Annotated in this window: 14 protein-coding genes; 3 read left to right on the top strand and 11 right to left on the bottom strand. The window is 48.2% G+C overall.

The annotated features are described in order from the left end of the window. Positions 1-12: 12 nt before the first annotated feature. The 4 genes from H608_RS0117840 to H608_RS0117825 are packed head-to-tail and all read right to left on the bottom strand — an operon-like array spanning position 13 to position 9,323. The gene (locus H608_RS0117840) at positions 13-2,817 is read right to left on the bottom strand and encodes a YncE family protein (protein WP_028788879.1); all 2,805 of its coding nucleotides are present in this window, start codon (positions 2,815-2,817) and stop codon (positions 13-15) included. Between the two features lie 13 nt (positions 2,818-2,830). Then, positions 2,831-6,886 carry a hypothetical protein gene (locus H608_RS0117835; RefSeq protein ID WP_028788878.1) on the bottom strand — a complete coding sequence of 1,352 codons (4,056 nt, stop codon included), beginning with the start codon at positions 6,884-6,886 and terminating at the stop codon, positions 2,831-2,833. A gap of 6 nt (positions 6,887-6,892) precedes the next feature. Further along, positions 6,893-7,855 (bottom strand): hypothetical protein, encoded by a 963-nt coding sequence (locus tag H608_RS0117830; RefSeq protein ID WP_028788877.1) that lies wholly within the window; start codon positions 7,853-7,855, stop codon positions 6,893-6,895. Beyond that, on the bottom strand, positions 7,824-9,323 hold the full coding sequence (locus H608_RS0117825) for a hypothetical protein (RefSeq protein WP_028788876.1): 1,500 nt from the start codon (positions 9,321-9,323) through the stop codon (positions 7,824-7,826). The genes H608_RS0117830 and H608_RS0117825 overlap by 32 nt, the downstream gene beginning before the upstream one ends. 536 nt (positions 9,324-9,859) lie before the next feature. Here H608_RS0117825 and H608_RS0117820 point away from each other — a divergent pair. After that, on the top strand, positions 9,860-10,456 hold the full coding sequence (locus H608_RS0117820) for a Crp/Fnr family transcriptional regulator (RefSeq protein ID WP_028788875.1): 597 nt from the start codon (positions 9,860-9,862) through the stop codon (positions 10,454-10,456). A 246-nt stretch (positions 10,457-10,702) separates the two neighbouring features. Here the strand turns inward: H608_RS0117820 and H608_RS23830 are convergent, their stop codons facing one another. Beyond that, positions 10,703-11,227: a DUF922 domain-containing protein gene (locus H608_RS23830; RefSeq protein ID WP_051268434.1), complete on the bottom strand. Its 525-nt coding sequence runs from the start codon at positions 11,225-11,227 to the stop codon at positions 10,703-10,705. A gap of 90 nt (positions 11,228-11,317) precedes the next feature. On the opposite strand from H608_RS23830, the gene H608_RS0117810 reads away from it, so the two are divergent. Then, entirely contained in the window at positions 11,318-11,893 is a 576-nt protein-coding gene (locus H608_RS0117810) for a YceI family protein (RefSeq protein WP_028788874.1), read from the top strand. 51 nt (positions 11,894-11,944) lie between these two features. Here H608_RS0117810 and H608_RS0117805 read toward each other — a convergent pair whose 3' ends face one another. From H608_RS0117805 to H608_RS0117785, 5 genes are all read right to left on the bottom strand, one after another. After that, positions 11,945-12,697: an SDR family NAD(P)-dependent oxidoreductase gene (locus tag H608_RS0117805; protein ID WP_028788873.1), complete on the bottom strand. Its 753-nt coding sequence runs from the start codon at positions 12,695-12,697 to the stop codon at positions 11,945-11,947. A gap of 231 nt (positions 12,698-12,928) precedes the next feature. Then, complete coding sequence (locus H608_RS0117800) at positions 12,929-13,726, bottom strand: helix-turn-helix domain-containing protein (protein WP_028788872.1); 798 nt, start codon at positions 13,724-13,726, stop codon at positions 12,929-12,931. A gap of 4 nt (positions 13,727-13,730) precedes the next feature. Beyond that, entirely contained in the window at positions 13,731-14,837 is a 1,107-nt protein-coding gene (locus tag H608_RS0117795) for an MBL fold metallo-hydrolase (RefSeq protein WP_211227083.1), read from the bottom strand. A 227-nt stretch (positions 14,838-15,064) separates the two neighbouring features. Beyond that, on the bottom strand, positions 15,065-15,853 hold the full coding sequence (locus H608_RS0117790) for a sterol desaturase family protein (protein WP_155990237.1): 789 nt from the start codon (positions 15,851-15,853) through the stop codon (positions 15,065-15,067). Beyond that, complete coding sequence (locus tag H608_RS0117785) at positions 15,850-16,299, bottom strand: hypothetical protein (protein ID WP_155990236.1); 450 nt, start codon at positions 16,297-16,299, stop codon at positions 15,850-15,852. Before H608_RS0117785 ends, H608_RS0117790 begins: the two co-directional genes overlap by 4 nt. Positions 16,300-16,741: 442 nt before the next feature. On the opposite strand from H608_RS0117785, the gene H608_RS0117780 reads away from it, so the two are divergent. Next, positions 16,742-19,300, top strand: coding sequence for a LamG-like jellyroll fold domain-containing protein (locus H608_RS0117780; protein WP_081658943.1), 2,559 nt, complete (start codon positions 16,742-16,744; stop codon positions 19,298-19,300). Positions 19,301-19,359: 59 nt separating this feature from the next. On the opposite strand, the gene H608_RS22870 is transcribed toward H608_RS0117780, so the two are convergent. Continuing rightward, the gene (locus H608_RS22870; RefSeq protein ID WP_051268433.1) at positions 19,360-23,409 is read right to left on the bottom strand and encodes a hybrid sensor histidine kinase/response regulator transcription factor; all 4,050 of its coding nucleotides are present in this window, start codon (positions 23,407-23,409) and stop codon (positions 19,360-19,362) included. Positions 23,410-23,496: the final 87 nt, after the last annotated feature.

The following is a 23,496-nucleotide window of genomic DNA, read 5'->3' as shown; positions in this document are numbered from 1 at the left end:
TTGGATCAGTGTTTACTTTTTTGCCGGCTTGTTAAAAGTGAATACCGACACATCGAGTGAAGTGTTGGCGGTTGCATCCTTGCAGGTCATCCGGGTGTTACAGCCTTCTTTTGCCACAAACACACGTATCATCTCACTGTCTTCGTACACCTCTACATCAAATGGATTTCCTTTGGTAGCGCCGGTACTGATATTGTCCGCTAACATTCTCCTGGTCGGTAAGCCGTAAATGGAAAGTGTTTTTGAACAATAGCTGGCAATAAAAAGCAGGTCGGCAGTATCGTTGGTGCGAAGACCATAGGGCGCGCCCGGCACATCGATCGTCCAGGTTATCGTGTGATTCTGTGTATCGATAAACGCTACTTTGTTTGCTTCGCCTAAGGCCACGATCAGCAGTTTTTCATCAGGCGTCAGTACCATATTGACCGGCTTTCCCGGAAGTTCGGTGTAGCCAACTACCTTGTCCTGTTGCGTATCGATGAATACGATCCTGTTGTCACCGAGACAATTCACATAAAGCGTATCCGACAGCTTGCCTTCGATTACCATTCCCGGCTCTGCGCCGTATAGTGGAATTTCTTTGTAGATGGGGTGATCGGGACGTTTGGTGATTTCAACCGATGTATTGTGCAGCACATATACTTTATCTGAGGCCCTGTTCATTGCCAGGGCAAATATCCGCGAGCCGGCGGCTGTTACACCGTGTCCCTGGTTGATGATATTTCTTCCTGTATCAATCTCGAAATATTGCGCATTCAGAAAATGTGGCCCGTATACAAACTCGCAGGAGTAATACAGTCGCTGAAGATCATTGGTCAGTCGTAACGATATCCCGGGGTAAGGTCCGGCTATTTGTGTAAAGAAACTGGTATTCGAAGATTTGGCGCCGGAGCTCGTATCGTACATCGTAACGCCAAAAGTCGCCCTGCCGGCAACGGGGTTAAAAACAAAAAGTTTCTCTCCCTGTTTACTCTGGTGCATTACGTTGCCGGAATATTTTTTGTCAACGGCCAGCGTCTTTACGTTAATATCATAGATCAAGTTCTCCCCGGAGTTGGCCACATATACCCGGCCTTTTTGTTTATTGAGAAGAATCGCCGGATAGGATTGCAGCTTATTACCGGACAGTGGCATCGGGATATTGTTATGGGGAGGTGGTACGTATGGAGACCAGATCGACTGCTTGGCTTCTACATAAGTGGGCTGGATATCATAGTAGGAATAAGCCTTCAATACCACTACATGATAGCCGATTGTAGTGCCGAGATCGTAGGAGGTCCGGCCCGTTACATCCACGTCGCCGTGAAAAGTAGTGAGGATGAGTTTCTGAGCGGCAACTACTGTCCAGTTGGCCAGAAAAGGAAGCCCGTTTTCTGGTGCTGCGGATGCTTCGCCATCCCGCGCCAAAAATTCACCTACCGTAAAACTTATTATTCGTGCCGGTATGTAATTTACGTGGATCGTTTTCTCCATTGTGGAAGGTGTGTCACTATTACCATAAGCGGAAGCGGTGATGGCTGTCTGCTCCAGGTTCGGTGCTTTCGGAAGTGTCAGGTTATTCCCGTCCAGTTTAATTTCGCCTTTCGCGCTGTCTAACAAAACCGTTTCTCCTCCTCTGAGTTTGTAATCGATCGTGACCCTTTTGGCAAGAAAGGATGTCCAACTGATAGCGGTATTTTCACCGAGATTGATATCCCGTTTTGTGGCTTCCAGTGTCAGCATTTTTGCCACGGCTTTCTTTTTCTGCAAATGCACTACAAATTCCGCATCGTTGTAGCCGGGAATATTATTGACTTGCACATACATGAGGCTGATCGTGTCGGGATTAACGTTCAGTTGCGTGATGATCTTGCTGATGGGAAATTGCACCGTTTGATATCCCTCCATTACCTGTTTATTCTTTGGATTGAACTCCCAGAAATTATTGCCGCCAATATGTGCAACAGGATCCCATGGCAGGGTAGCCTTTACATCAATCCTGATATTGTTATCGGCTAATAGCTGCGAGGTAATCGCGTAGTCTTCATCGCCAAACAAAAAGGAAATAAAAACGACCGGTGGATTGGTTTCTTCCTGCGTAAAAAAATCGGTGGAAGAAGCGTTGGGCACCAGCGGATCTTTGGAGGTATTGCTCAACAGGAGCGTAAATCCGTTTTGTATGGGCGCGCTCTGGTCATACGTAATGTAAACAGGCACGGCTTCGGCTGTTTCGGCGTTGGAGATATCGTAGGCAAGCTGTGGCGGGTTCTGTCCCGTTATGAAATGCACCGGGTTAATATAAGACGTTGCCAGTGGGAGCGTTTTCAACTTGTCGTCGGGAACGGTTAATATACCCATGTGCTTAGTGGCCGGCAACAGCGGCGGAACAAATCCCGGGATGTTAGCATACGCGATCATGAAGTTGCCCGGCGTTACGGTACGGACAACAAGATTTCGTATTTCAATTTTGATGAATTCATTCGGGGCAAGCACTACATCCTGTTCAGGAGCTATCGACCAGGAAGCGGGTGTTTGGGCATCAGGTTGAGGCAGGAAGGCGGCTTTCCAGGATGGCGGCAATGTCAATTGCAAATGCTCAACCACTTCCGGCAACAGCAGTTCTTCAAAATTGAAATTGAAGACCGACCCTGTTGCATTTTCGCTCACGCCTTTCCTGATTCTTACAGGCGATCCTCCGGTAAGCGTGAGCGGAGCGCCGGTAAGATTGGTGAACGTAAGCGTCAGCACATTGTAGTCGGGCTTGTCTGTTTTGTAAAGAATGGCCTCTCCATTCTTATTGACAATAACAAATGATTGGCCGCTTATTGTTTTATTCATAAAGAGTGCTCGGTTAAGATTGTTGGTTGTTGATATTACTCAGGAGAAGCCATCCCTCACGGATTTCTTGTGGCGGATCAGTCATGTTGGCGCGATCATCTACCGGATTGATCGTTTGTGATGCCGACCATTTGGTTAATTCGTTCTGCAGCCAGGTCCATTCGCTTTCGCCGACAGGCGGTACAGGGAAAGCTGGCATATTGTTGTTGTATAACACAGGTGTGGTAAGAAAGGCAACGAGAAGATTTTCCAATGCATCGGCAAATTGCGCCGGGGGAATATCGATCTTTTTCACCGGCAGCAGACCCGATGTGGCATGGATCGCTCCGCGCGGATCCATGAGCATGGTAATGGTGGTTTCGCTGGCGGCTTTGTCGAGCGTGAGTGCAATGGTTGCCTCATCCGGCTGTCTTACTTTATCGGTCGGATGGTTGGTTTTCATGACATAATACTGATCGTAGTTGCCGTCTTTAAAATAACCCAGCAATCCATCTTCTGTTTGCTCCATGTTGCCGAGCCGTACGGGAAATTTAATTTTCGTAAATCCATTGTCGTTCTTAGGTGCGCCATTGTTTACTTCGTTGCGCAGATCGGTCCAGCCGGTGCTGTAAGCGGGACCGCCTCTCACATCAAGGCTGAGCCTGGCCTGCGTAACGGCGATCGGGGTGCCGAGCAGGACGGCCTTGCTGCCGGTTTGCCGGTAACTCGCCGGTTGAATGGTATTGAAGGTGATGTCGTTGGCACGCATGAATGCATTCAGGTAATCACCGTTGCCATTATTGAAAAGTGCGATGGCCAGTTTTTTCAATTCCGGATTGGCATTTCTCCCTCTTTCAGAAGCAAAGAATTCACGGATATTCAGACCAAACGTATCACTGCCGGGAACTCCCTGCCATATCACGTGTGTTGCATCCTCACTCAGTATCAGCGAACCCATTGCCTCTCCTTCGTGATCATAAATCCATAAACTGGAATCGAGATGATTGGCAAGTATCCAGCCGCAGATGGGCGAAGTAGCCGGATGCGAATTAGCTTCTCTTTCATTGTTAGCCGCAGCCAGCCATCTGAACGATAATCGCGCAGGCTGTACCAACCGCGGTTCGAGGTAAACGAAATTGACAGGAAGATCTTTGTGGGCAAGATTATTGGCGACGATCAGTTTCTCCGGTGTATTGATCTCGATATTGCGCCCGAATACATCTACGATTGTGAGGGAAGAAATCGACATCAGTCCGGCTCTTACAGGGTTGTAAAAATTGCCGGGACTTGGTGCTGTCTGCGTCATGGGGCCCACTGCTTCTTTAACATCAACATTGGTGAACTTTGCATAAGGAGCTACCGCAGCCGGATCTCTTATCTCCAATTGCATAACTTCCCTGCGCATGATCATGGCGCTGTTGAGTCCGTTCAGTGACTGTGAGAGAACAGGAGGGAAATTGGTGAGTGCGGCCAGGATTTTTCTCAGGTCATCATCCAGCGGACTTTCCTGCGCATCGAGAAATTTACGGATCTGCACCTGGAAATTTTCCTCGGCATGCGGCGACATGAAAATCTCATTTTTATAAGATTGATACTGTGCCGGAATTTTCATTTCACCTTTGAATGCATAACTGACATCGCCCAGTTTGAAATTATCCAGGATGAAATCAGGCGAATAATTCTTGCCCGGCGATTTTCCATCTGGCTGGATATCGGCAAAAGGATAATAGGTGATATTCCAGGAGAAGGAGTAAGGCAGCCACGGATTACCATCCCATTCTACAAAATAGACGGCTGAAGGCGCGATGCCGCTGTAGGCAAGCTGTGTTGCCCATGAGGCAGATACGGAGATAAAAATATAAACAAGCCGTTTGCGCTGATCTTCGCTCAGGTCTTTTTCAGGCGGTGTCAGCACATACTCATCGTTTTGGAGAATATAAAGGGAAAAAAGAAAATCCGCATCTCCCTCGCTGATTACCGAACGGATTTGTTCTGCCTGCGCTCCGGTTAATTTTCCAATAATAGTTGGTGTAACAAAACCCAGCCGGTTGGATTTGATGAGTTGGGAAGCCGTCGTAAAATTAGTAGTGGCACCATTGGCTATTGCCAGCGCGGCCAGGGTCAGTTGATTCAATAATAAACTTTCGGTGAACAGTGCCTGTATCTGTTCGCTGTAATCGAGCGGAATGGTTTGGGAGAGGCCTGGTGTGTTACTTTTATTGAACGTTAGTTCCGCTGCATTGCCAACGAGATTGGCGGGGATGCTTACCGCAGTAATGAGCTGGGGCGACAGACGGCATACCATTGTTTTGTCGGCCATGAAACGTCCGTCTCCACCATAACGTTCGGGCGGTTTGATGTCTTTTCCCTGGAATAAGATAACAGGTTCGGCGGGTTGCCAGTAACGAGGTGCGGAGGCAGTCGTCAGTTCATATCCGTCAGGCAGTTTCTGGCGGATTTTGTTGGCCTGCTCTTCTATCGGTTTGGTGGAAGTGTTGTTCTTTTTTTGATTGAGGGTATCTATTTCACCCATGATCAGGGTGGCGATATCGCTGGCGTCCATGCCATGATCGGGTTCTTTGTTTCCCCTGCGGAAAATCAGCATAAACCGGTACCAATCCATGAATATCTGCGAACGCATTGCTTCTATGTCTGAAACTGACGTGTCGTATGCCGATTGCAGGTCATTAAGTTTGTTGAGGTCTTCGCCCATTGTTTCGGAAAGCAGATGCAGGTTATTCGTCTTTCCCGGTTCATCGTCGATTTTTCTTACTTCCCATATATATCCTCCTTCACCGGAGTTGTAACTGCTGGTGTGCAATGCGATGGCGAGGTCTTCAAGCCGGTTGAGTTCGGCTATGTTGGCTACACCTTTGAGTTTTCCCAGTTGCAATGCGTCGAGCAGCGTTTCGATATTGTGCGGATCGGGAAGGCCGGACACCTGCCCGATCAATGCGGCTAGTGCCTGCGAAGAAGTATTGCCGATGGCAATATTCATCTGATCACTTATTTCGCGGAAGCTGCTCACATTTTTATTCCACCTGATATTGTTGATCAGGCCGGACAAAATCGTGTGCGTGACATCCGTATCTTTTTCTCTTGTGCCGGAAGGCAATGACCAGCGGCATTGATCGAGTACATAGGTAAGAAAACTGAATCCAGCATCCGTAAGAATACCGCCGAGGGCTACCTTCTTCTCGCGGGATAAAGCAGGCGCGACTACATAGGGACCATCCGGCTGGCGGACGGTATAAGTTTCCGTCAATAACTTTTTGCTGGCGGGATCGGTTACTTTACTCAGCAGGGCTTCAAAAGCTGCAGGATCAAATTGCAACGGTAGTTGCCACAAAGGATCGTTCACAGGATCATGATACCAGCCTGTGATCTGGTAAGAAAGCTGAAGGTTCTGTCCTAATTTATCCAGGTCGGCTTCCGTATCATGAAAACCGAAAATGCTTTTGCAATTTTGATAAGAAGCGGAGAAATCGGGTGAACCGTAGCCAACGGCGCTCAATCCTTCAACAAACTCTGCGGCTTCAAGTTCCGGTGCATCAGGGTTTTGCTGCCGCAATAATTGTGTAGCTGCCCATTTCTCGTATTCGACAACACGGCCCATGAAGCGGAACTGTTCTGCCTTATTATCTTCTGTTCTGAACGGCACGGCAATGCTTTCACGATTGGGATCGGGTTGCTGAGTGGAAACATAGTTACTTTCAATTACCCATGACTTCAGCCGGTTTACCGGTTTGGCAGGATCGGTAAGGTCCGTGTAAATACGGGTGATCAGCCAGCGGTCGGGTGTATCGGGAAAAGCGACACTGGCCTCAGGTGCCTGGGGTGTGGCGCCATTCGTTAATCCGTCGGGTAATGCCCAGTGGAGATGCACGCCTACGGGTAACGACACCCGGCCGTCGCCGGTCATCACCCGCTCACTGAGATTGGGGATGTCTTTATTCGAAGCATTCGGCAGCCTGCTGAAATTATAGGGCGTTGGCTTGAAAATGGCACCGGCGTCTGTGTGTACACAAAGCGCTTCGATGTTCATCGGAACGATCAGTCCCAGTCCGGTTGTTGCAATATTTTTTTTCATGATTGGTTACGGGGTTGTATCGATCTTGAAATTGACGGCCTGTACGCCCTGCACCATTTCCAGTGCAAACTCTGCAGCGCTGAAAGAACCGGTGTAACCGATCTTTTCTTTTACTTCTGTATGCATGGCATTGGCCAGGTCATTCATGCGAAGGACGCGGCTTCCGGTGCGCAGATGACGCGATACGTCCATTGGCGGTGCAATGGCTGCATTTACTTGTGTGCCGGCCTTGTGCTCGCCCTGGTCAACGATATAACGGAGTGATTTTACATAGCTGTCGGCGCTCATTATTTTTACACCGAAATGCAGTACTTCGGGATATTCATGAATGGTGATGTGTTGCGCCTCGCCTTCAAAAATGCAAAGCATTACGTTCGCACTCAAATGATCCAGCCTTAATAACTGGCAGGATTGTTTACCTGCTTCATCGGAAAAAGCTTCTACCTGCAACCCTTCCCATCCACTCACAACGCCGGAGCGCAATAAAAATCCGGTGATCTTTTCCGTGGGAGAAATGGGACCGGCGCTTGCTTTCAATAGCTGTTTCTCTTCGTGGTTCAAATGGAAACTTAGATGTCCGAGCACATTGCTGCGTTGGTCTCTCACGCCGAAGCGGGAAAAATGATGCACTTCTCCCAGGAAAGCCTGGTCATGCACGCTGTCGCCCGAAGTGGAACGTCCGAGGCTCAGGGCGCCTTCAACAAGATAGTCGAGCCAGATGGAATCCATATAGAAAAGACGGATGGACTCCATTGGTAACATATTGTTGTCCGGTACAAGGTAATTGAACGGAACACCATGCAATAACTTAAGACGGCCCAGCCAGTCGGCCATATCTTTTTCTTCCCGCGTCAGCGGAGTACCGAGTGCATTTACATGGCGGTTGGCATCGCGCAGGCGTTTTAGTTCCTGCGGATTGCTGAGTGCCTGCAGCAGATTATCGCTGTTGAGTTTGAGTTGAGTTTTCACCGTCTTTATTGCTTATGAATTGTGAAAGGATTTTTCCCAGGCTGAAATTGATCAGGCGGAGCAGATCGGGAACAGGTGCGTCGGGTGCATCAGTTGTTGTATTGCTTTTGGGCGGCTCTTCGTTGTCGACAATATCTTTCAGCGTTCTTTTGATCATCTCTTCTTCAAAATTGGCGATGGCTGTTTGTGTGTTGGAACGCTTCCAATTGTAGAGCGTTGTGGCAAAGTGGCCATTCTGCAACGCAAGCAGGCGGCCGAGTTGCCATGCTGCTGCGTAGGATACATCGAACATGCCGGTATCGGGATTGTAATTCGTGCAGGTGTCCGGACCATTCACCGGAATGGTAATACTGCCCGAAGGGAGATAAGGCAGGAAAGGACCTTTGTACCACGAAACCGTTTGATCGCCCTGGCGGGTGTGATGATTCAGCGGCACCATGCCCATATTGAAGGCATTATTGATGGCCTTGTCTTCTTCGGATATGTCTGCCGTTACCGGCAATTGCAAAAGGCTTCCGCTGTATTCCCCATCCTGTTTGTTCAGGTTCATCAAATAACCGGAGAATGTCTGCTCGCGGTTGATGGCAAAAAACTGCCATTGTCTGAAAAGTACTAACCGCACGTGTGTGGTGCCTGCAGGTAAAGAGGGGCTTTGTGAACCATCATTGCCGGGGAGATAAGCCGCCCAGTTTTCGAACGAAACCAGGCAGGCGATATTCTGTGAACCCGGTTGCGGCAGCCGGTTGGAAATTACCGTTGACAACATCGGTGGTGCGGTCTCCGAAGAAGTTTGTTTCAGTTTATTGAGGTACTGCGCCGACTGGCGGATGCTGGGCTGAATTTCGCGGACGTGTGCCAGCCATGGCAAGTCTTCTTTGGCGGGTGCTATCTGGTTAAAAAGCGCAACAGGTATATCGATCGCGATGCAGCTATCGGTATATTTTTCGCCGTATTCCAATTCGAAAGACGGAAAGAAAATGTTATCGCCGGGTGTTGCAAGGTCTTGCAGGGTGACCTGCTGTATATTAACTGCGGGATCGGTTTCGTATAAAAGTAAAAGGCCGAGCCAGGGAGCCTGATCGGAGCCGGCAGCGGGAAGGCCTTTAGAGGCGCTTTGTGCTGACCGTTCCCAGGGAAGTGTGGCACGATCGAGACAAACATGTGGCAGTACATTGGAGAATTCACCAGAGTTGGTATGCGGCGGATATACGGAAGAAATATTTCCGGTCAGTGCAAAACGCGGAGCCTGTACAATAAAGTCGTGTTTATTCTGGTAGGTCGTCTCGGGAATTTTCCCATCAGTGCTGGAAACAGTCTGGTCTACGGTGAAAGTATAAGCGCCGTTGATCGCGGCGTTGGAAGTGTCGCCGAAAGAACTTGACGACAGTGGTGGGATCATGTGCTGGTAGAAGATAATATTTCCGCTCAGTGGCGATTCCTTAACCGGATTACTTTTAATAGTTATCATAGCTAGTCAGGTATACTTGCAGGTGTTAATGCTGCAAGGAATATTTATGCGCAAATGAAATGATGTGCGTACTGGCGGGAGCAGTCTGTAATCAGGCGCTGCGTTTTGTGCAATGCTTAGATGGTTAGTGCCAGGGAGCGGGATGGCAACTATTGTATCGAAATGAAAACTGTCTCCAGGGTGTTACGGGTTGACGGGATATGCCCGGAAGGCTTGCATAACAATAATAAGATGAAAAAATGAACAGATTCAGCCTACCGTGGAAATACATTCTAAACAGGGTGAAAACACGGTGGAAGGGTAAACAGCCGCCCGATACTTCGGGCATAAGTAATAAGTAATAAGTAGTAAGTAATAGGTAACAGCCATTCACCAGGGTGTGCCCAAGGCGACCCATTCACGATTCACCATTCACCATTCACCATTGACGATTCACCATTGCCAAACCAGGGAAAACCCGGACAATGAGCGCTTCGATTTGCCAAAGACCCTGATTTGCCTTATCATTGCGGACCACCTTCGAACCAAAGCCACCTATGCCGAGAAGAAAAAAGATAACGCGCGATACCGCGCTTTATGATTTCATGCATACCATCGTACCACTTGGTGATGCAGAACGTGAATACCTCATCACGCACAGTTTTCCCTTAAGCGTAAGAAAAGGAACCTTGTTGTGCAGGCCTGGCAGCGAACAGCGGACATTATACCTGATCAAAAAAGGGGTAGTGCGCAGTTACACCATGGACGGTCTGCGCCAGGTAACGACATGGATCAATGAAGAATGGGAGATTGTAGCGCCGGGACATACATTCGGTCTGCCACTTCCTTCCGTTGAATACCTGCAAACGCTTGAAGCAACGGAACTATGTGGCATCGCTTACGAACACATCGAATACATGTATGATCATTTTCCGGTGGCAAATAAAATCGGACGTTTGTTGCTGGAGGATAATTACCGGGGTGCCGAAGAGCGCGCCCTGTTGGGACGCATCTCTTCAGCTACTAAACGTTATCAGCGGTTGATGGAGCGACAGCCTTCCCTTCTCACCCGGGTACCTCTTAAGTACATCGCCTCCTACCTCAACATGTCGCTGGAAACGTTGAGCCGCGTTCGCAGCAAATTCCGGGGTTAACGGGAGTAATCCGGTATATAGCATGTGCAGACTTGGACGGTTCGCACACAGTTGATTCAGAACAGCCAGCGGCGATCCGCCGGCACATAAATTTAGTTTAATCTTTCAATGGATATTGGAGACATGTTTACATATGCAAACCGTTTACCAATTGTTGTTTTTTTTAATATAGTGTCATTTTTATTGACAAATGTGGCGTAAAAGCAGGTGATATTTTTTGTTAGCCATCTATCGGGCTCCTAGCTTTTAATCGGTTTGCAAAATGTCCGCCACTCTTTTTTCCCATTTTTTTTGTTCCGCAGGCCTGGTGCCATAATGCGTTTCCTGGTCGTAATAGTGCTGAAACCGGTCTTTTTCCGCCAGCACATCCTTTAACAGAGCGCTGATAGTTTGTTGCACCGAAGCTTTTTCCGGCTTCAGTTGACCCAACCGTACCATAAGTCGCCGGGTAAATATTTCCGTGATGTCGAAATGTAGTTGTTCATGGCGCAGCTTGCCACTGTCTGCTATCGGCAGCCGCCATGATTTTGCGCGGTTGAAGTAGGTAGCAGCTTTGAACGTAAAAGAATTGCCGCTATAAGAATAACTAAAAGAAATACCGGCATAGGTCAATGCTTCAAATACCTCCGTTGTGTCGGGGAACCCCTGAAAATCTTCCCAACGTAAGCGCTCTTCTTTTTTCCACCATAAAGTGTCCTGTGCATGACATTCACCGGCCGGAAGGACGAAATACAAGATCATGAAGGAGAGCCTGATTGTTGTAGGATACATTGGCTGGCGGATAAATTGGTTTAAAATGCTGTTGTATTTAACCGGTGGCTGCATTTTTGCATTGTTAGGCTACATCAACAGTCTAACAGTATGAAAAAGTATCTTTTAATAGCGGCAGCAGTCTTTACCCTCACTGCTTTTACAACAGTAATAACAGAAGTGTGGAAGAATGACCCTGCACATTCCGGTTTGCAATTTACCGTTACCCATCTGGGTATTAACGACATCACAGGAACGTTCAACGATTTTTCCGTAACAGTACATACGGAAAAACCGGATTTCTCGGATGCCGTTTTTGAACTCAGTGCTAAAACGGCTTCTATCGATACACGCGTTGAAGCAAGGGATACGCATCTGAAAAGCGCCGATTTTTTCGACGCGGCAAAATATCCCACACTCACCTTTAAAAGTACCGGCATCGAACAGGAGAGCTGGAACAAATTCAAGCTCTCCGGCGATTTAACGATGCACGGCATCACCAAATCCGTAACGATGGATCTGCTTTACAAAGGCAAGGTGGAGAATCCGATGACGAAAAAACAAACCGTTGGCTTTCAGCTCACCGGTTCACTCAAACGATCCGATTTTAAAGTCGGTGAAAAATTCGGAGAAGCCATGGTCAGCAACGTGGTAAGAATCAAAGCCGACGGAGAATTTACCCAATAAAATAAAACGCCCCGCTGTAATTGTGGGGCGTTTTCCTTTCTTTTTGCCAGATCAGATCGTTGTATAGCCACCATCCGCGATATAATAAGCACCGGTGGTGAAAGAAGATTGATCGGAACTGAGAAACACAACCAGGTTCGCGATTTCTTCCACTTTACCCAAACGGTTCATCGTTGCTTTTGCCGCCACCGCCTTCATTTGTTCTTCGTTGAGGTTATCATCCAGCAGGGGCGTATGGATGTAACCGGGCCCGACTGCATTACACCGGATATTTTTTTGTCCGTATTCTGCGGCGATGTTTTTGGTGAGTCCTACCACTCCGTGTTTGGCAGCGGTGTAGGCCACGCTCATGGGAGCGGCCACAGTGCCATGGATAGACGCCATGTTCACGATCACGCCACCGCCATTTTTCTCCATTTGTTCGAGTTGGTAGCGGCAGCCATAGAATACGCCACTGAGGTTGATGGCGATCACTTTGTCCCAACCGGCAATATCGTATTCACCGGTAAGCGCTGCAGGTCCGCCGATGCCGGCATTGTTGCAGGCTATGTCGAGACGACCATATTTTGTTACCGTGGCATCTACCAGTTTTTTATTTTCCTCCGCCGACGAAGAGTCTGCTTTTACGAAGAAGGCTTCTCCACCTGCTTTTTTAATAAGGGAAACCGTTTCTTCTCCATGCGTTTCGTTGATATCGGATACAATGACTTTTGCCCCCTCGCGGGCGTAAGATTCCGCTACAGCTCGTCCGATACCGGAGCCAGCGCCTGTAACAATAGCGACTTTGTTGTTGAGTAAAGACATGATGCGTGTTTTTTATGATTAAAAGCAACAGGCCCACGCGATGAATAATAACATCGCAGGCTTTATAAACTGCCTCAAATTATATGCCCGGGACAAAGAAGCTGGCAGCTGCAGATATGCAACTATCTGTGTAGAAATAATGGAGTTTGATTAAACGCCGTCGGCGTCACAAAAGAATAACAGCTTTCGTTTCGTTTTTGTTGAGCTTACGGCGTTTTTGTTTCAGAAAAATCAAATGCCTATTGCGGAAGGGTTGAGTCCGAATTGTTTTTTGAAGGCGTAGGAAAAATGAGAAAGTGTTTCAAATCCAACTTCGAGGAACACGTCTTTGGGTTTTCTTTTTTTGTCGTTTATGAGGTAATAAGCTTCCTGCAAACGCCTGCGCTGGATCCATCGATTGGGCGAGAGGCTGAATATTTTTTCAAAATCTCTCTTGAAAGAAGCCAGACTGCGGCCCGTGAGGTAAGCGAGTTGTGGCAACGATACGTTGAATTTATAATGCTGGTGCATAAAAGCCTCGAGATCGATCTTTCCCGGTATGGAAAAGTCGAACAGCAATTGCGCGGCCGAAGGATCTTGTTGCAGCAATAGCAGCACGGCTTCTTTTTTCTTTAATTGTAAAAGGGCCGGTGAAAGATTTTTTGTGTGCGACAATAGCCGGAGCGAACCGAAATAATTTATCAGCAGCTCGTTGCTGTGATAGGTGTTGAATGATTTTTCAGTGCGCGGCGTTGCTTTTTCTCCGAAATCTTTACTGAGTTCCAGGAGCAGAGGCTGATCCAACAAAACGGCCACGGATTCGAAAGGTTTTCCATTTGCCGGTTGTTTACTGAAGCGGGCGAGTATATTTTTTCGGTAGAGCACAACATCACCGGGAAGGAACGTATGCGCAACCGTACCGTCGAATGCCGTCATCGATCCGGAAATGATGCAGGAAATGCCGGGATCTTCGATGAAGTGTTCGCCCGCGCGGGTGGCTTCGGTATAACAGGCGTGAATGATGCCCGAGTTGTTCTCTACTTTATTCATGCGGTTATTTTACATTTTTCCACCAGGTGCTGCAAGCCTGTGTAGCGGAGTCGAGCAATAATTTTTCCCCGATCATAGGTGTGCAAAGTTGTACGCCATCAGGATGGTTGGCCGCGGCTGTTGCCAGCCGGCTCAAAGGTTCGTCCCAGGCGTGATTGCCGAGTACAAATTTACCGGAGTGAACGGGTAACAGCCTTTTTGCATTGAGTTCGCGGGCGGCAGTCCATACTTCTTCGGGAAACATGTGAATGTAGCGCCAGGCCGCATTGTATTGCCCGTTTTCAAGAATGGCGAGATCTATTTCGCCGAAACGTTTGCCGATCTCTGCGAAATGTGTATCGTATCCACTGTCGCCGCCGATGAATATTTTTCTGTGAGGCGTTTCGAGCAGGAAGGAAACCCATAACGTATTGTTGCGTGAAAGTGTCCGGCCTGAAAAGTGCCGGGCTGTCAATACATGTGCAGCAAAGCCATCAGTTAAAGTCGCTGTTTCATCCCAATCCTTTTCGATGATGGTTGCAGGGTCATAGCCCCAATATTCGAGGTGGCTGCCAACGCCGAGTCCGCAAACAACGGAACCGACTTTGTTGCGCAATTTGCGCAATGTGGTATAATCCATGTGATCGTAGTGGTCGTGGGAGAGCAGCAGGTAGTCGATGGCAGGAAGATCGTCTACGGTATAAATATCCGCACCCTTAAAGGCTTTGGTGCCGCCTGGCAATGGCGAAGCTGAGCCGCTCAGGACAGGATCAACCAGGAAACGCCTGCCATCGGCCTGAATAAAATAGGACGAGTGCCCCATCCAGACGACGATGTTCTCCTCCGGTGATAAATGCAGCAAATCCGATTTCACTGAAGGCAGACTATCAACGGGACGTGAACGTTTGTCTTTGCCAAAAATAAAATTCCACAACACACCGGTGTAGCCAAAACCTTCTGTCAGCGAAGGCGTGTGGTGGCGATTCTGAAATTGTCCGTCTTTATAATTGGGTGATTGTTTGATACGTTCGAGGCGGGCGCCTTCGGGTGCTTTGCCGAATTGCGGCTGGCGCATATAAAAATAAACCGTGACAACGAGTACCAATACAAGGATGAGCAGTGTGATGAGCATGCGGCGAAAGAATTTAAATAGTTTCCTCTTCATAAAATGGTGGGAGGCCTTTTATGATGCAAAGCTAGGGAGGAAACGGGGTATTAAACTTTCCTGAAAAGCTCAGTTTTTGTTTCGTGAGAAGCTCAGTTGGTAATAGAGAATTAGGTAATCAGTGAATGGTGATCCCGAAATTTCGGGAGTGAATCGTGAATTCCATGGTTCGTGTATACACGAACCATGGCTGTTTAAACCTTCCGCCTTTTGCCTACAATCGGTTCCACCAATTGCCCAACATAGTTATCCGGCGTTTTCTCCTTTACTCCGAATTCTTCGGGTTCGTGGGGTGGGCAGGTGTAGGTGCCGAAAAGGATATCCATTAGCGGGGAAAGATTAGCGTAGTTGCCGCGGTCACGTTCTTTGTCGTGATGCCAGTGATGCAGTTCGGGCGCACCGATGAGCATCTTCAATTTACCGATCGGCAGTCGCACATTTGAATGGATATAGATGGCCCATATTCCACGGAATGCAATGAGCAGTGTCAATGCATCCAGATTGAAACCGAGCAGGAATGCCGGCAGGTTGATGACGCCGATCGTATAAATGCTGTCGAGGGGATGTTCTCTATGCGCGGCCAGCCAGTCGAGATGTCTGGAACTATGATGTACTTTGTGAAAACGCCAGAGAAAATCAACACGATGTTGCAAACGGTGCGCCCAGTAAATCAAAAAATCACTCAACACGATTACTTCAATTGCCTGCAGCCACAGAGGTTGTTCTCCAATTATCTTTCTGAAGTTCTCCGGGACAATGCCCTGAAGCCAGCCGGAGAAGTATTGCAATGTTCCTAATACCAGGCTGCTCCACAAGAGATATTGTCCCAGAAAAAAACAAAGATCCAATACCCAGCCTTGGCGGAATATTTTCTGCCCGGGTCTGGCAGGGAATGTTTTTTCCAATGGAATGAAAACAAGTCCGAGGAGCAGTAAACTCAACCCGGTTGCGGCCAATGTCAGCAAAATATAATTGAAACTCATTTGGACAGCCGCTTTTTTGTTTTCCTGGTTTTTGTGCTATCAAATCCTTTGAAAATTTCTGTCAGTGTCACCGGTTCAAGCACCGGATAGATATCGGACTGGTCTATGGTAATCGCACTCTTGCTCGACGACATTATACGTTTTGGTTGATCCTCGCGGTGTTTTATTTGCTGGTAAACGCGGGTGAGTTCATAAGGTTTTACCGGCATCATCGTTTTACTGGAATACATCATAGTGCGGTTGCTGTCAGCATTCGCCGCCCCGCTTGCTGCCATCGAATCTTTTACAGGTATAGTATCCCTCGAAGGATCGTTGCCGATCGCATAAAGCAGACCGCTATCATTGGCAATCGCAGTAACCATTCCCGAACGGAATAGCAAAAAAGCCGTTGCGAGACTTAATGAACCCGCAACAACAATAATCTGTCGGATTCGCAGCTTGGTCATAGGCAGGGGTGGTTTGGTCAGAATTTTTCCCAATATAATTTATAATCACGGCTATGGCGAATGCAAGCCAGGCACATGGTGTCTTTTAACCCGGGATTAACGAAGGGAAATTCCTGCAGGGTCAATCTTCATTAAACACCCATGATGTTTTTTTTACTTATAATTTAAAACGGCTGTTTCTATACTATTGACAATGAATTACTAGCGGCCGGTTGTTATTTTTCGATACTGCACTAATGGTTAAACATTAATTTAAATGGTAACTATTATTTTTTAACGGATTTTACATTATTTCGTGTCCCAATCGTCCCGCTATGAAACCAACCCTGCACACCCGTAAATATACTTTGCACTCATGGTGCTTCTCCACCTGCCTCGCTGTATTTCCGTCTTTAGTTCTATCATCCTATAAAAGGTAAACCCCTCTAAAATCTAAACTGTTATGAAAGAAACGCGCCATCTCCTGACGCTTTTTTGCATGCTCCTGCTCGTAACCGCATTGCGTGCACAAACAAATCCAAACGACATCACTGGTCTGCAACTCTGGCTCGATGCTTCGGATCCTAACGGCAATGGTACTACACCCGCAAATGCATCGGCTATTACTACCTGGACCGACAAGAGTGGCAACAACCGCCACGCTACACTGTTCAGTGCAGGCAGCGGTGTCACCAATCCCGCCTATTACCAAAACCAGATCAATGGCAAAGCCGTTGTGCGCTTTACACGTACATCTGCCACGGCCGGCGTCGGATTTTCTTCTCCGACCGATATCCGCGCCATGACAAGTCCCGAGCTCACCATTTTTACCGTATATAAACAAAGCACACGCTCCGGAGATCAGGCCGTATGGGGTAATGATGATGGCAACTGGGATCGCTTTTTCTTTAGTTCCCGCTCATCTACACCCGACGACGGTGCCGTTTCAATCGGGAATGTAACTCCTACTACCGTAAATGTAGCAGGTTCAGGTACGTTGAATGCCGTACAATGCCTTACGGCTGTTTATAGCAAAGCCAGTGGAACCAACGGCTCGGCGATTTATCTCAGCGGCCAGTTGGTACAACGCTTCACGGATAATACCACCAATGGCACAGATGCACTCAATGTTCTTCGCATCGGCCTGGATGGCGACAATAATTTTTACCAGGGCGATATGGCTGAGGTGATCGTTTACAATCGCAAACTCACCGATTGCCAGATCACACAGGTCAACCGTTATCTCAATATCAAATACGGCGTAAGTTTTTCTGCCGTGAACATTTCTGCAGGCGGCGCGACCACCTTCCAGGAAGGCGGCTCCGTTACGCTCAATACAACTGCTCCTTCAACTTCCCGTCAATGGCTGCGAGATGGTGTTGCCATCAGCGGAGCAACAGGCGCGTCTTATGTTGCAACGGAAACAGGCAGCTACCGGGTTGCAGCCAATACCGGTTGCCTCGATACTTCCGCCGCTATCAACGTAACGGCTACTATTCCTTCACAACCCAACAATGCCCTGGCACTTGACGGTGTGAATGATTACATCGATCTCGGTACCGGTATTCCTGTTAGCAATATCCGCACCCTGGAGTGCTGGGTGAAGTTCAACAACTTCACAGATAACCAGGAAATCATTAATAAATCAAGTGTAGGCCGCGGCATCGAACTCCTCGTGTATAATAACCGTCTCGCTTTTTTCTGTATGAATAATGCGGATGTCAGCTACATCAATCATTCTACCGACAACATGGTTACCGGCAGGTGGTATCATGTGGTGGCAACCTGGAACGGCACCGACCGCACAACCATGCGCCTGTATGTAAACGGTACTTCAGTTGGTACCAGGACCGATGCCGGTAACATCAACGCAGTCGGCCTCGCGGAACCTACTGCTCCCACAAAATTACTCGTGGGTGATTGGAATGATTTTTCGCGACCCTTCAATGGTACGATCGATGAAGTGCGGATATGGAACACGGTAAGAACAGAGGCCCAGGTGAGGGCCAATGCTTACGACACATTGCCCCGCAACACGGCCGGTCTGCTCGTTTACCTGCGCATGGATCATGGTACATCAGGCGGTACCAACACCGGCTTCACTACGGTGAAAAATTATGTAGCAGGTGGGCCAACAGCCACATTGGTCAACATGGCCCGCACGGGTACTGTTTCCAACTTTGTGGAAAGCTATGGCATGGTAGCCCCGATGCCCGTTGCCGCCAGCGGTATTTATTCAACCGGGTTTGTGGCCAACTGGACCGCTCCTGTAATGGGAGAAGTGAACAATTACCTGCTCGATGTTTCCACCGACCCCGATTTTGGAAGTTTTGTAGCGGGCTACAACGCACGCAATGTCGGTAACGTTACTAATTTCACGGTTACAGGTTTGACACTTGGCGTAAATTATTATTATCGTTTGCGTGCCAATAAAACGACATTGGCTAACCAGGGCGCTAACACTTTTGCCTATACCAGCGTAAGAACCGCTGCGGCATTGCCCGCCAAATGGGCTGAATTTACTGCAACGGCGCAAGGAAGCAGTGTGCTGTTGAAATGGGCTACACTCAGCGAATTCAATACTGCTTACTTTATGGTGGAAAGAAGCATTGACGGCCGCCAGTTTGTGGCCCTCGGGCGCGTAGAGGCTGCCGGTGAAGCTACTGACAAACAATTCTACCAGTACACAGATGCCAATGCTGTTGCCGGTGTGAACCATTACCGCATTCGCCTGATCGATAGAGACGGCACGTCCACTTATTCCGATATCCGCACGGTGCAGGTACGCGAGGACAACCGCATGCTGGTGTTCCCTGTTCCGGCACGTGACCATCTGTTCATTGAACTGAAAGCTCAGTCTGCGGGTGCCGGCGAAGGCCGTATTATCAGCATGACGGGACAGGTGATGATGCGTTTCCGCATGAACAGTAACCGCGAGAGAATCAATATCAACACACTTCAGGCCGGGTCTTACCTGGTGCAATTTGACAACGGTGTCACTGCACGGTTCGACAAGAAATAATTTCGGGAGGATGTAAGATTGGATTGGTGAAAGGATGTCTCGATGAGGCATCCTTTTTTTTATGAAGGTGGGGGTGGTGTAGTAATGGATCCGTTTCCGGCGTAGTCGCTGGGTGTTTGGCCATATTGCTTTTTGAATTCGCGGCTGAAGTACTTGCTGTTCTCGTAGCCAACCATATAGGCTATTTCATATACTGTATATTGTTGTTCGAGCAGCAGTGTTGCCGCGCGCTTCAGGCGTAATGATTTTACAAAATCATTGGCGCTTAGTCCCGTGATGGCTTTTATTTTTTTATAAAAAACGGGCTGACTCATCAACGCTTTCTGCGCCAGCATCGCTACACCAAAAGCCGGATCTTCCATGTTTTCATAAACGATCGTCTCGGCATTCTGCAGAAAAGCCTGGTCTAATGGATGCAGGGTAGCAGCAGGTGCCGCCTTTTCCGTCTTTGCTTCTTTATTAAGGCCTGCCGCGAATTGTTGCCAGTATTTTTCTTTTGCCAATAGAAGATTTTGTATCTGTAACTCGAGTATACGCGTACTGAATGGTTTGGTAAGATAACTGTCGGCGCCGGTTTCCAAACCGCTGATCTGGTGTTCGACCGCTGTTTTGGCGGTGAGAAGTATGACGGGTATATGGCTGGTGCGTATATCGGATTTCAGGTTGCTGCAAAACGTGAGCCCATCCATTTCCGGCATCATTACATCGCTGATTACGAGATCGGGAATGTGTTCGAAGGCATAGGCCAGTCCGTCTGCACCGTTGGCTGCTTCCGCAATCTGGTAGTATTGCTCCAATGTTTCCCGGATAAAAGTGCGGATGGCTTTGTTGTCGTCGACCAGCAATACCAGCGGTTTACTGCCGGATGCGAGCGCAGCGGAGTTGTTATCGGCAGGGGCGCTGGCCGGCTGAATCACGGTAACGACCGGTTTTGTATTGCCAGGTTGCAATGGCTCTGCCGGCAGATGTTGTACGCCTTTTTGCAGCACTACTTTGAAGGATGTTTTGTATAATCCCTGCTCATTGATCTTTTCCGAACTGGCGGTGATCGTTCCTTTGTGCGCCTGCACGATGCTTTTCGACAAGGCCAGCCCGATGCCGTAACCGGTATTCTGGTGGCCGTGATCATTTTCCTGGAAATAGTTCTCGAATATTTTATCGATATTTTCTTTTGCAATTCCTTTTCCCGAGTTCGCGACCGTAATGCTTACGGATGTATTGTCTTCTGTGATGTGAAGCGAAACAAACCCCTGGTCAGGTGTGAATTTGAAAGCATTGGAGAACAGGTTGAAGAATACTTTCTCAAGTTGTTCGCGGTCGAAAAACAGCTCAACCGGCTGACCATTGCCTTCGAAATGCTGTTCGATCTCCCGGCCGGCTGCCATTTCCGAGAAGCTTTTATAAATGCCTTCAACAAATGAAACAATGTTGCCCGGCGATGCGTGCAATACAAGATTGCCCGTTTCCGCTTTGCGGAATTCCATCAGTTCATTTACCAGTTGCAATAAACTTCCGGCGTTGGTGCTGATGGTTTGCAATAATTTTTTTTCCTGTGATCCGGCATCCGCTTTCGTTATTAATTTTTCCGCAGGACCGGTGATCAATGAGAGGTGTGTTCTGATTTCGTGGGAAATATTGGTAAAGAAATTCAGTTTCAGTTGTGTGAGCAGGTTGTTTCTTTTCATCAAAGCACGCAACAACAGGTAGCGCGCCACGAGAAATACGAGCGACAATGCTGCCAGTACATATAACGTGTATGCCCACCATGTTTTCCAGAATGGCGGACGTATGATGAGCTGCATTTCGATGGGTTCGCTCCAGATGCCATCGTTGTTGCTTCCTTTTACAATCAGTGTATAATGGCCGGGCGGTACATTGGTATAACTCGCTACAGGTTCATTGGAATAGATAAAAGCTTCATCCAATCCCTTTAGTTGATAGGCATATTTATTTTTTGCCGCTTTGATAAAGTTCAGCGCAGCAAATTCTATGGTAAAAGCATTCTGGTTATGTGACAATACCAGCTCTTTAGTAAAACCGATTTGTTTATCCGACAGCTCTCCGGGTTTCACTTCTTTGTTGTGCAGGCTCAACGAACAAAAGACCAATGGGGGAGGCGTGTTGTTCTGATGAATGGCTGAAGGAGTAAAGGCGGTCAAACCGTGATAGCCGCCGAAATAAATAGTGCCGGCCGGATCTTTATACCAGGCATTGTTGTTGAACACATTTCCTGCAATACCGTCTTCCGTTGTATAAACATTGCACATTCCCGTCGACGGATTATAACGAGCCAATCCTTTGATGGTACTGATCCATAGTTCTCCGTTATCGCCCTCCAGGATGCCGAGTACATTATTGTCGGGCAATCCTTCGGCAATGGTTACTATCTTTTGCTTATTGCCCTGCATGTCAAACGAGATCAGTCCCTGTTCACTGGTTCCGGTCCATATATGGTTATGGCTGTCTTCATAGATACAGTTTACGCCGGAAAGGGTACTGTCTGCTTTTACCAATTGCCGGCCATTGTAGCGTGTAATGTAAAAGCCTTTTCTGGTGCCGATCCAGGTATGGTTGTCCGAAGTGGTCAGTAAAGAAAGTACGGATTGACGTTGCAGCGGTTGCAAGGCTTTGGGGAGTGCAACGGGTGTAAGTTGTTGCTGATTTTTTTGATACAATTGCAGGCCCTGCGTTTCGGTGCCGGTCCATAAACGGCCTTCGCTATCCTCGAGGATGTTGGTGATTTCAACGCCCTGCAGGTAGGGATCTGCCGCATTGTAGAAGTAGCGGATGAATCCATTTGTGGACGGATCAAAGCGGTTGAGTCCTCCGCCATGTGTTCCTGCCCATATATTTCCCTGCCGGTCTTTGTAGATCACTTTTACCAGGTTCGAACCGGGGCTCTTCGGATCGTTGTTGTTGTGTGTGTAGTAAGACACCGTTCCGTTTTTATTGATCCGGTTGATGCCGCCGCCTTCCGTGCCGATCCACAGATCATTATTGTTGTCGCGCACAATCGAACTCACCACATTGTTATTCAGTTTGGGCACCGACCGCGTTGAATAAACAGTGAAAGGAGTGTGGTAAGAAGCGAGGCTGTTAACGCCGCCGAAAAAGGTGCCGATCCACAGCGAGCCGGTTTTGTCCATATATATACTATGAACGGAGTTCTGGCTGATGCTGCCCGGATTCCAGGGGTCGTTAATATAGGTGTTGATGTTGCGGGTGACGGGATCCATCACGGATAATCCTTCCTGCGTACCGATCCAGAGCTTACCCTGCCGGTCTACCAATAGTTTGCGGATATGGTCGCTGGCCGGTTGGTTTGGCGAGGCATATTTTTTAAAACCATTCGTTACAGGATCATACAAATGAATGCCGCGATGGGCCGTACCGATCCAGAGCTGGCCATTTTGATCTTTCGCGATGGTTTTTACCTGGTTGTCGACCAATTTGGTGGCGCCGGCATCCTGGTTATAAATTTCCTGTATGGAAAATTGATTTCCTTCTTCGCGGATGCGGGCCAGTCCCTGATCGGATCCTACCCACAGGGTGCCGTTTTCTTCATAAATGCAATTGATATTGACGAACCTGAAGCGGTGGCCCGTAAGTTCATTGAAGGGGATCAGTTGTGACGATTCATTTAACAGATATAAGGTGTTGCGGGTGCCGGCCCAGATGCGGCCACGGCTGTCTTCAAAAAGACAACTGATTTCGCGGTCGCGGCTGGTAGTTTTTGCACCTGGTGCAAAAGCCACCGTGTTGAAATTATCGGACGACGGCTGGTAATTATTCAGTCCGTTTAAGGTGCCGATCCAGAGCCGGCCTCTTTTATCGGTGAGGAGGCTCAATATATAATTATTGGAAAGGCTGCCCGCATCACCCGGAATGTTTTTATAAACCACTACTTTCCGCGAATCGAACCGGTTGAGGCCCTGGCGCGTGCCAAACCACATGAAGCCGCGATTGTCCTGTGTGATGGCAAGCACGGAATTTTGTGAAAGGCGGTCCGATACATCCAGGTGGGAAAAGACGGGTTGCTGCCCTGTACTTTCAAAAAAAAGCAACAACAGGGCCGGAGCCATCAACCATATTCTCTTTGATTGTTTCATTCGACAGACAGACGCGGGTGTTCAATTTAGGTTATTTTTCAAATCGTCACCGTGTCAAAAAAAGTAGTGATGATAAAAACATTGTTA

The organism is Terrimonas ferruginea DSM 30193 (assembly GCF_000425585.1).
GTDB classification, from domain to species: domain Bacteria; phylum Bacteroidota; class Bacteroidia; order Chitinophagales; family Chitinophagaceae; genus Terrimonas; species Terrimonas ferruginea.
The sequence above is the reverse complement of the archived record's forward strand: the minus strand, read 5'-3'. Positions and strand labels throughout refer to the sequence as shown.

Bases quoted from the DNA above. Each gene is read 5' to 3' on its own strand.
- H608_RS0117820 (WP_028788875.1), top strand. From the start codon at position 9,860: ATGCCGAGAAGAAAAAAGATAACGCGCGATACCGCGCTTTATGATTTC.
- H608_RS0117790 (WP_155990237.1), bottom strand. From the start codon at position 15,853: ATGAGTTTCAATTATATTTTGCTGACATTGGCCGCAACCGGGTTGAGT.
- H608_RS0117780 (WP_081658943.1), top strand. From the start codon at position 16,742: ATGAAAGAAACGCGCCATCTCCTGACGCTTTTTTGCATGCTCCTGCTC.
- H608_RS22870 (WP_051268433.1), bottom strand. From the start codon at position 23,409: ATGAAACAATCAAAGAGAATATGGTTGATGGCTCCGGCCCTGTTGTTG.
- H608_RS23830 (WP_051268434.1), bottom strand. From the start codon at position 11,227: ATGTATCCTACAACAATCAGGCTCTCCTTCATGATCTTGTATTTCGTC.
- H608_RS0117825 (WP_028788876.1), bottom strand. From the start codon at position 9,323: ATGATAACTATTAAAAGTAATCCGGTTAAGGAATCGCCACTGAGCGGA.
- H608_RS0117835 (WP_028788878.1), bottom strand. From the start codon at position 6,886: ATGAAAAAAAATATTGCAACAACCGGACTGGGACTGATCGTTCCGATG.
- H608_RS0117805 (WP_028788873.1), bottom strand. From the start codon at position 12,697: ATGTCTTTACTCAACAACAAAGTCGCTATTGTTACAGGCGCTGGCTCC.
- H608_RS0117785 (WP_155990236.1), bottom strand. From the start codon at position 16,299: ATGACCAAGCTGCGAATCCGACAGATTATTGTTGTTGCGGGTTCATTA.
- H608_RS0117810 (WP_028788874.1), top strand. From the start codon at position 11,318: ATGAAAAAGTATCTTTTAATAGCGGCAGCAGTCTTTACCCTCACTGCT.
- H608_RS0117795 (WP_211227083.1), bottom strand. From the start codon at position 14,837: ATGCTCATCACACTGCTCATCCTTGTATTGGTACTCGTTGTCACGGTT.
- H608_RS0117800 (WP_028788872.1), bottom strand. From the start codon at position 13,726: ATGAATAAAGTAGAGAACAACTCGGGCATCATTCACGCCTGTTATACC.
- H608_RS0117840 (WP_028788879.1), bottom strand. From the start codon at position 2,817: ATGAATAAAACAATAAGCGGCCAATCATTTGTTATTGTCAATAAGAAT.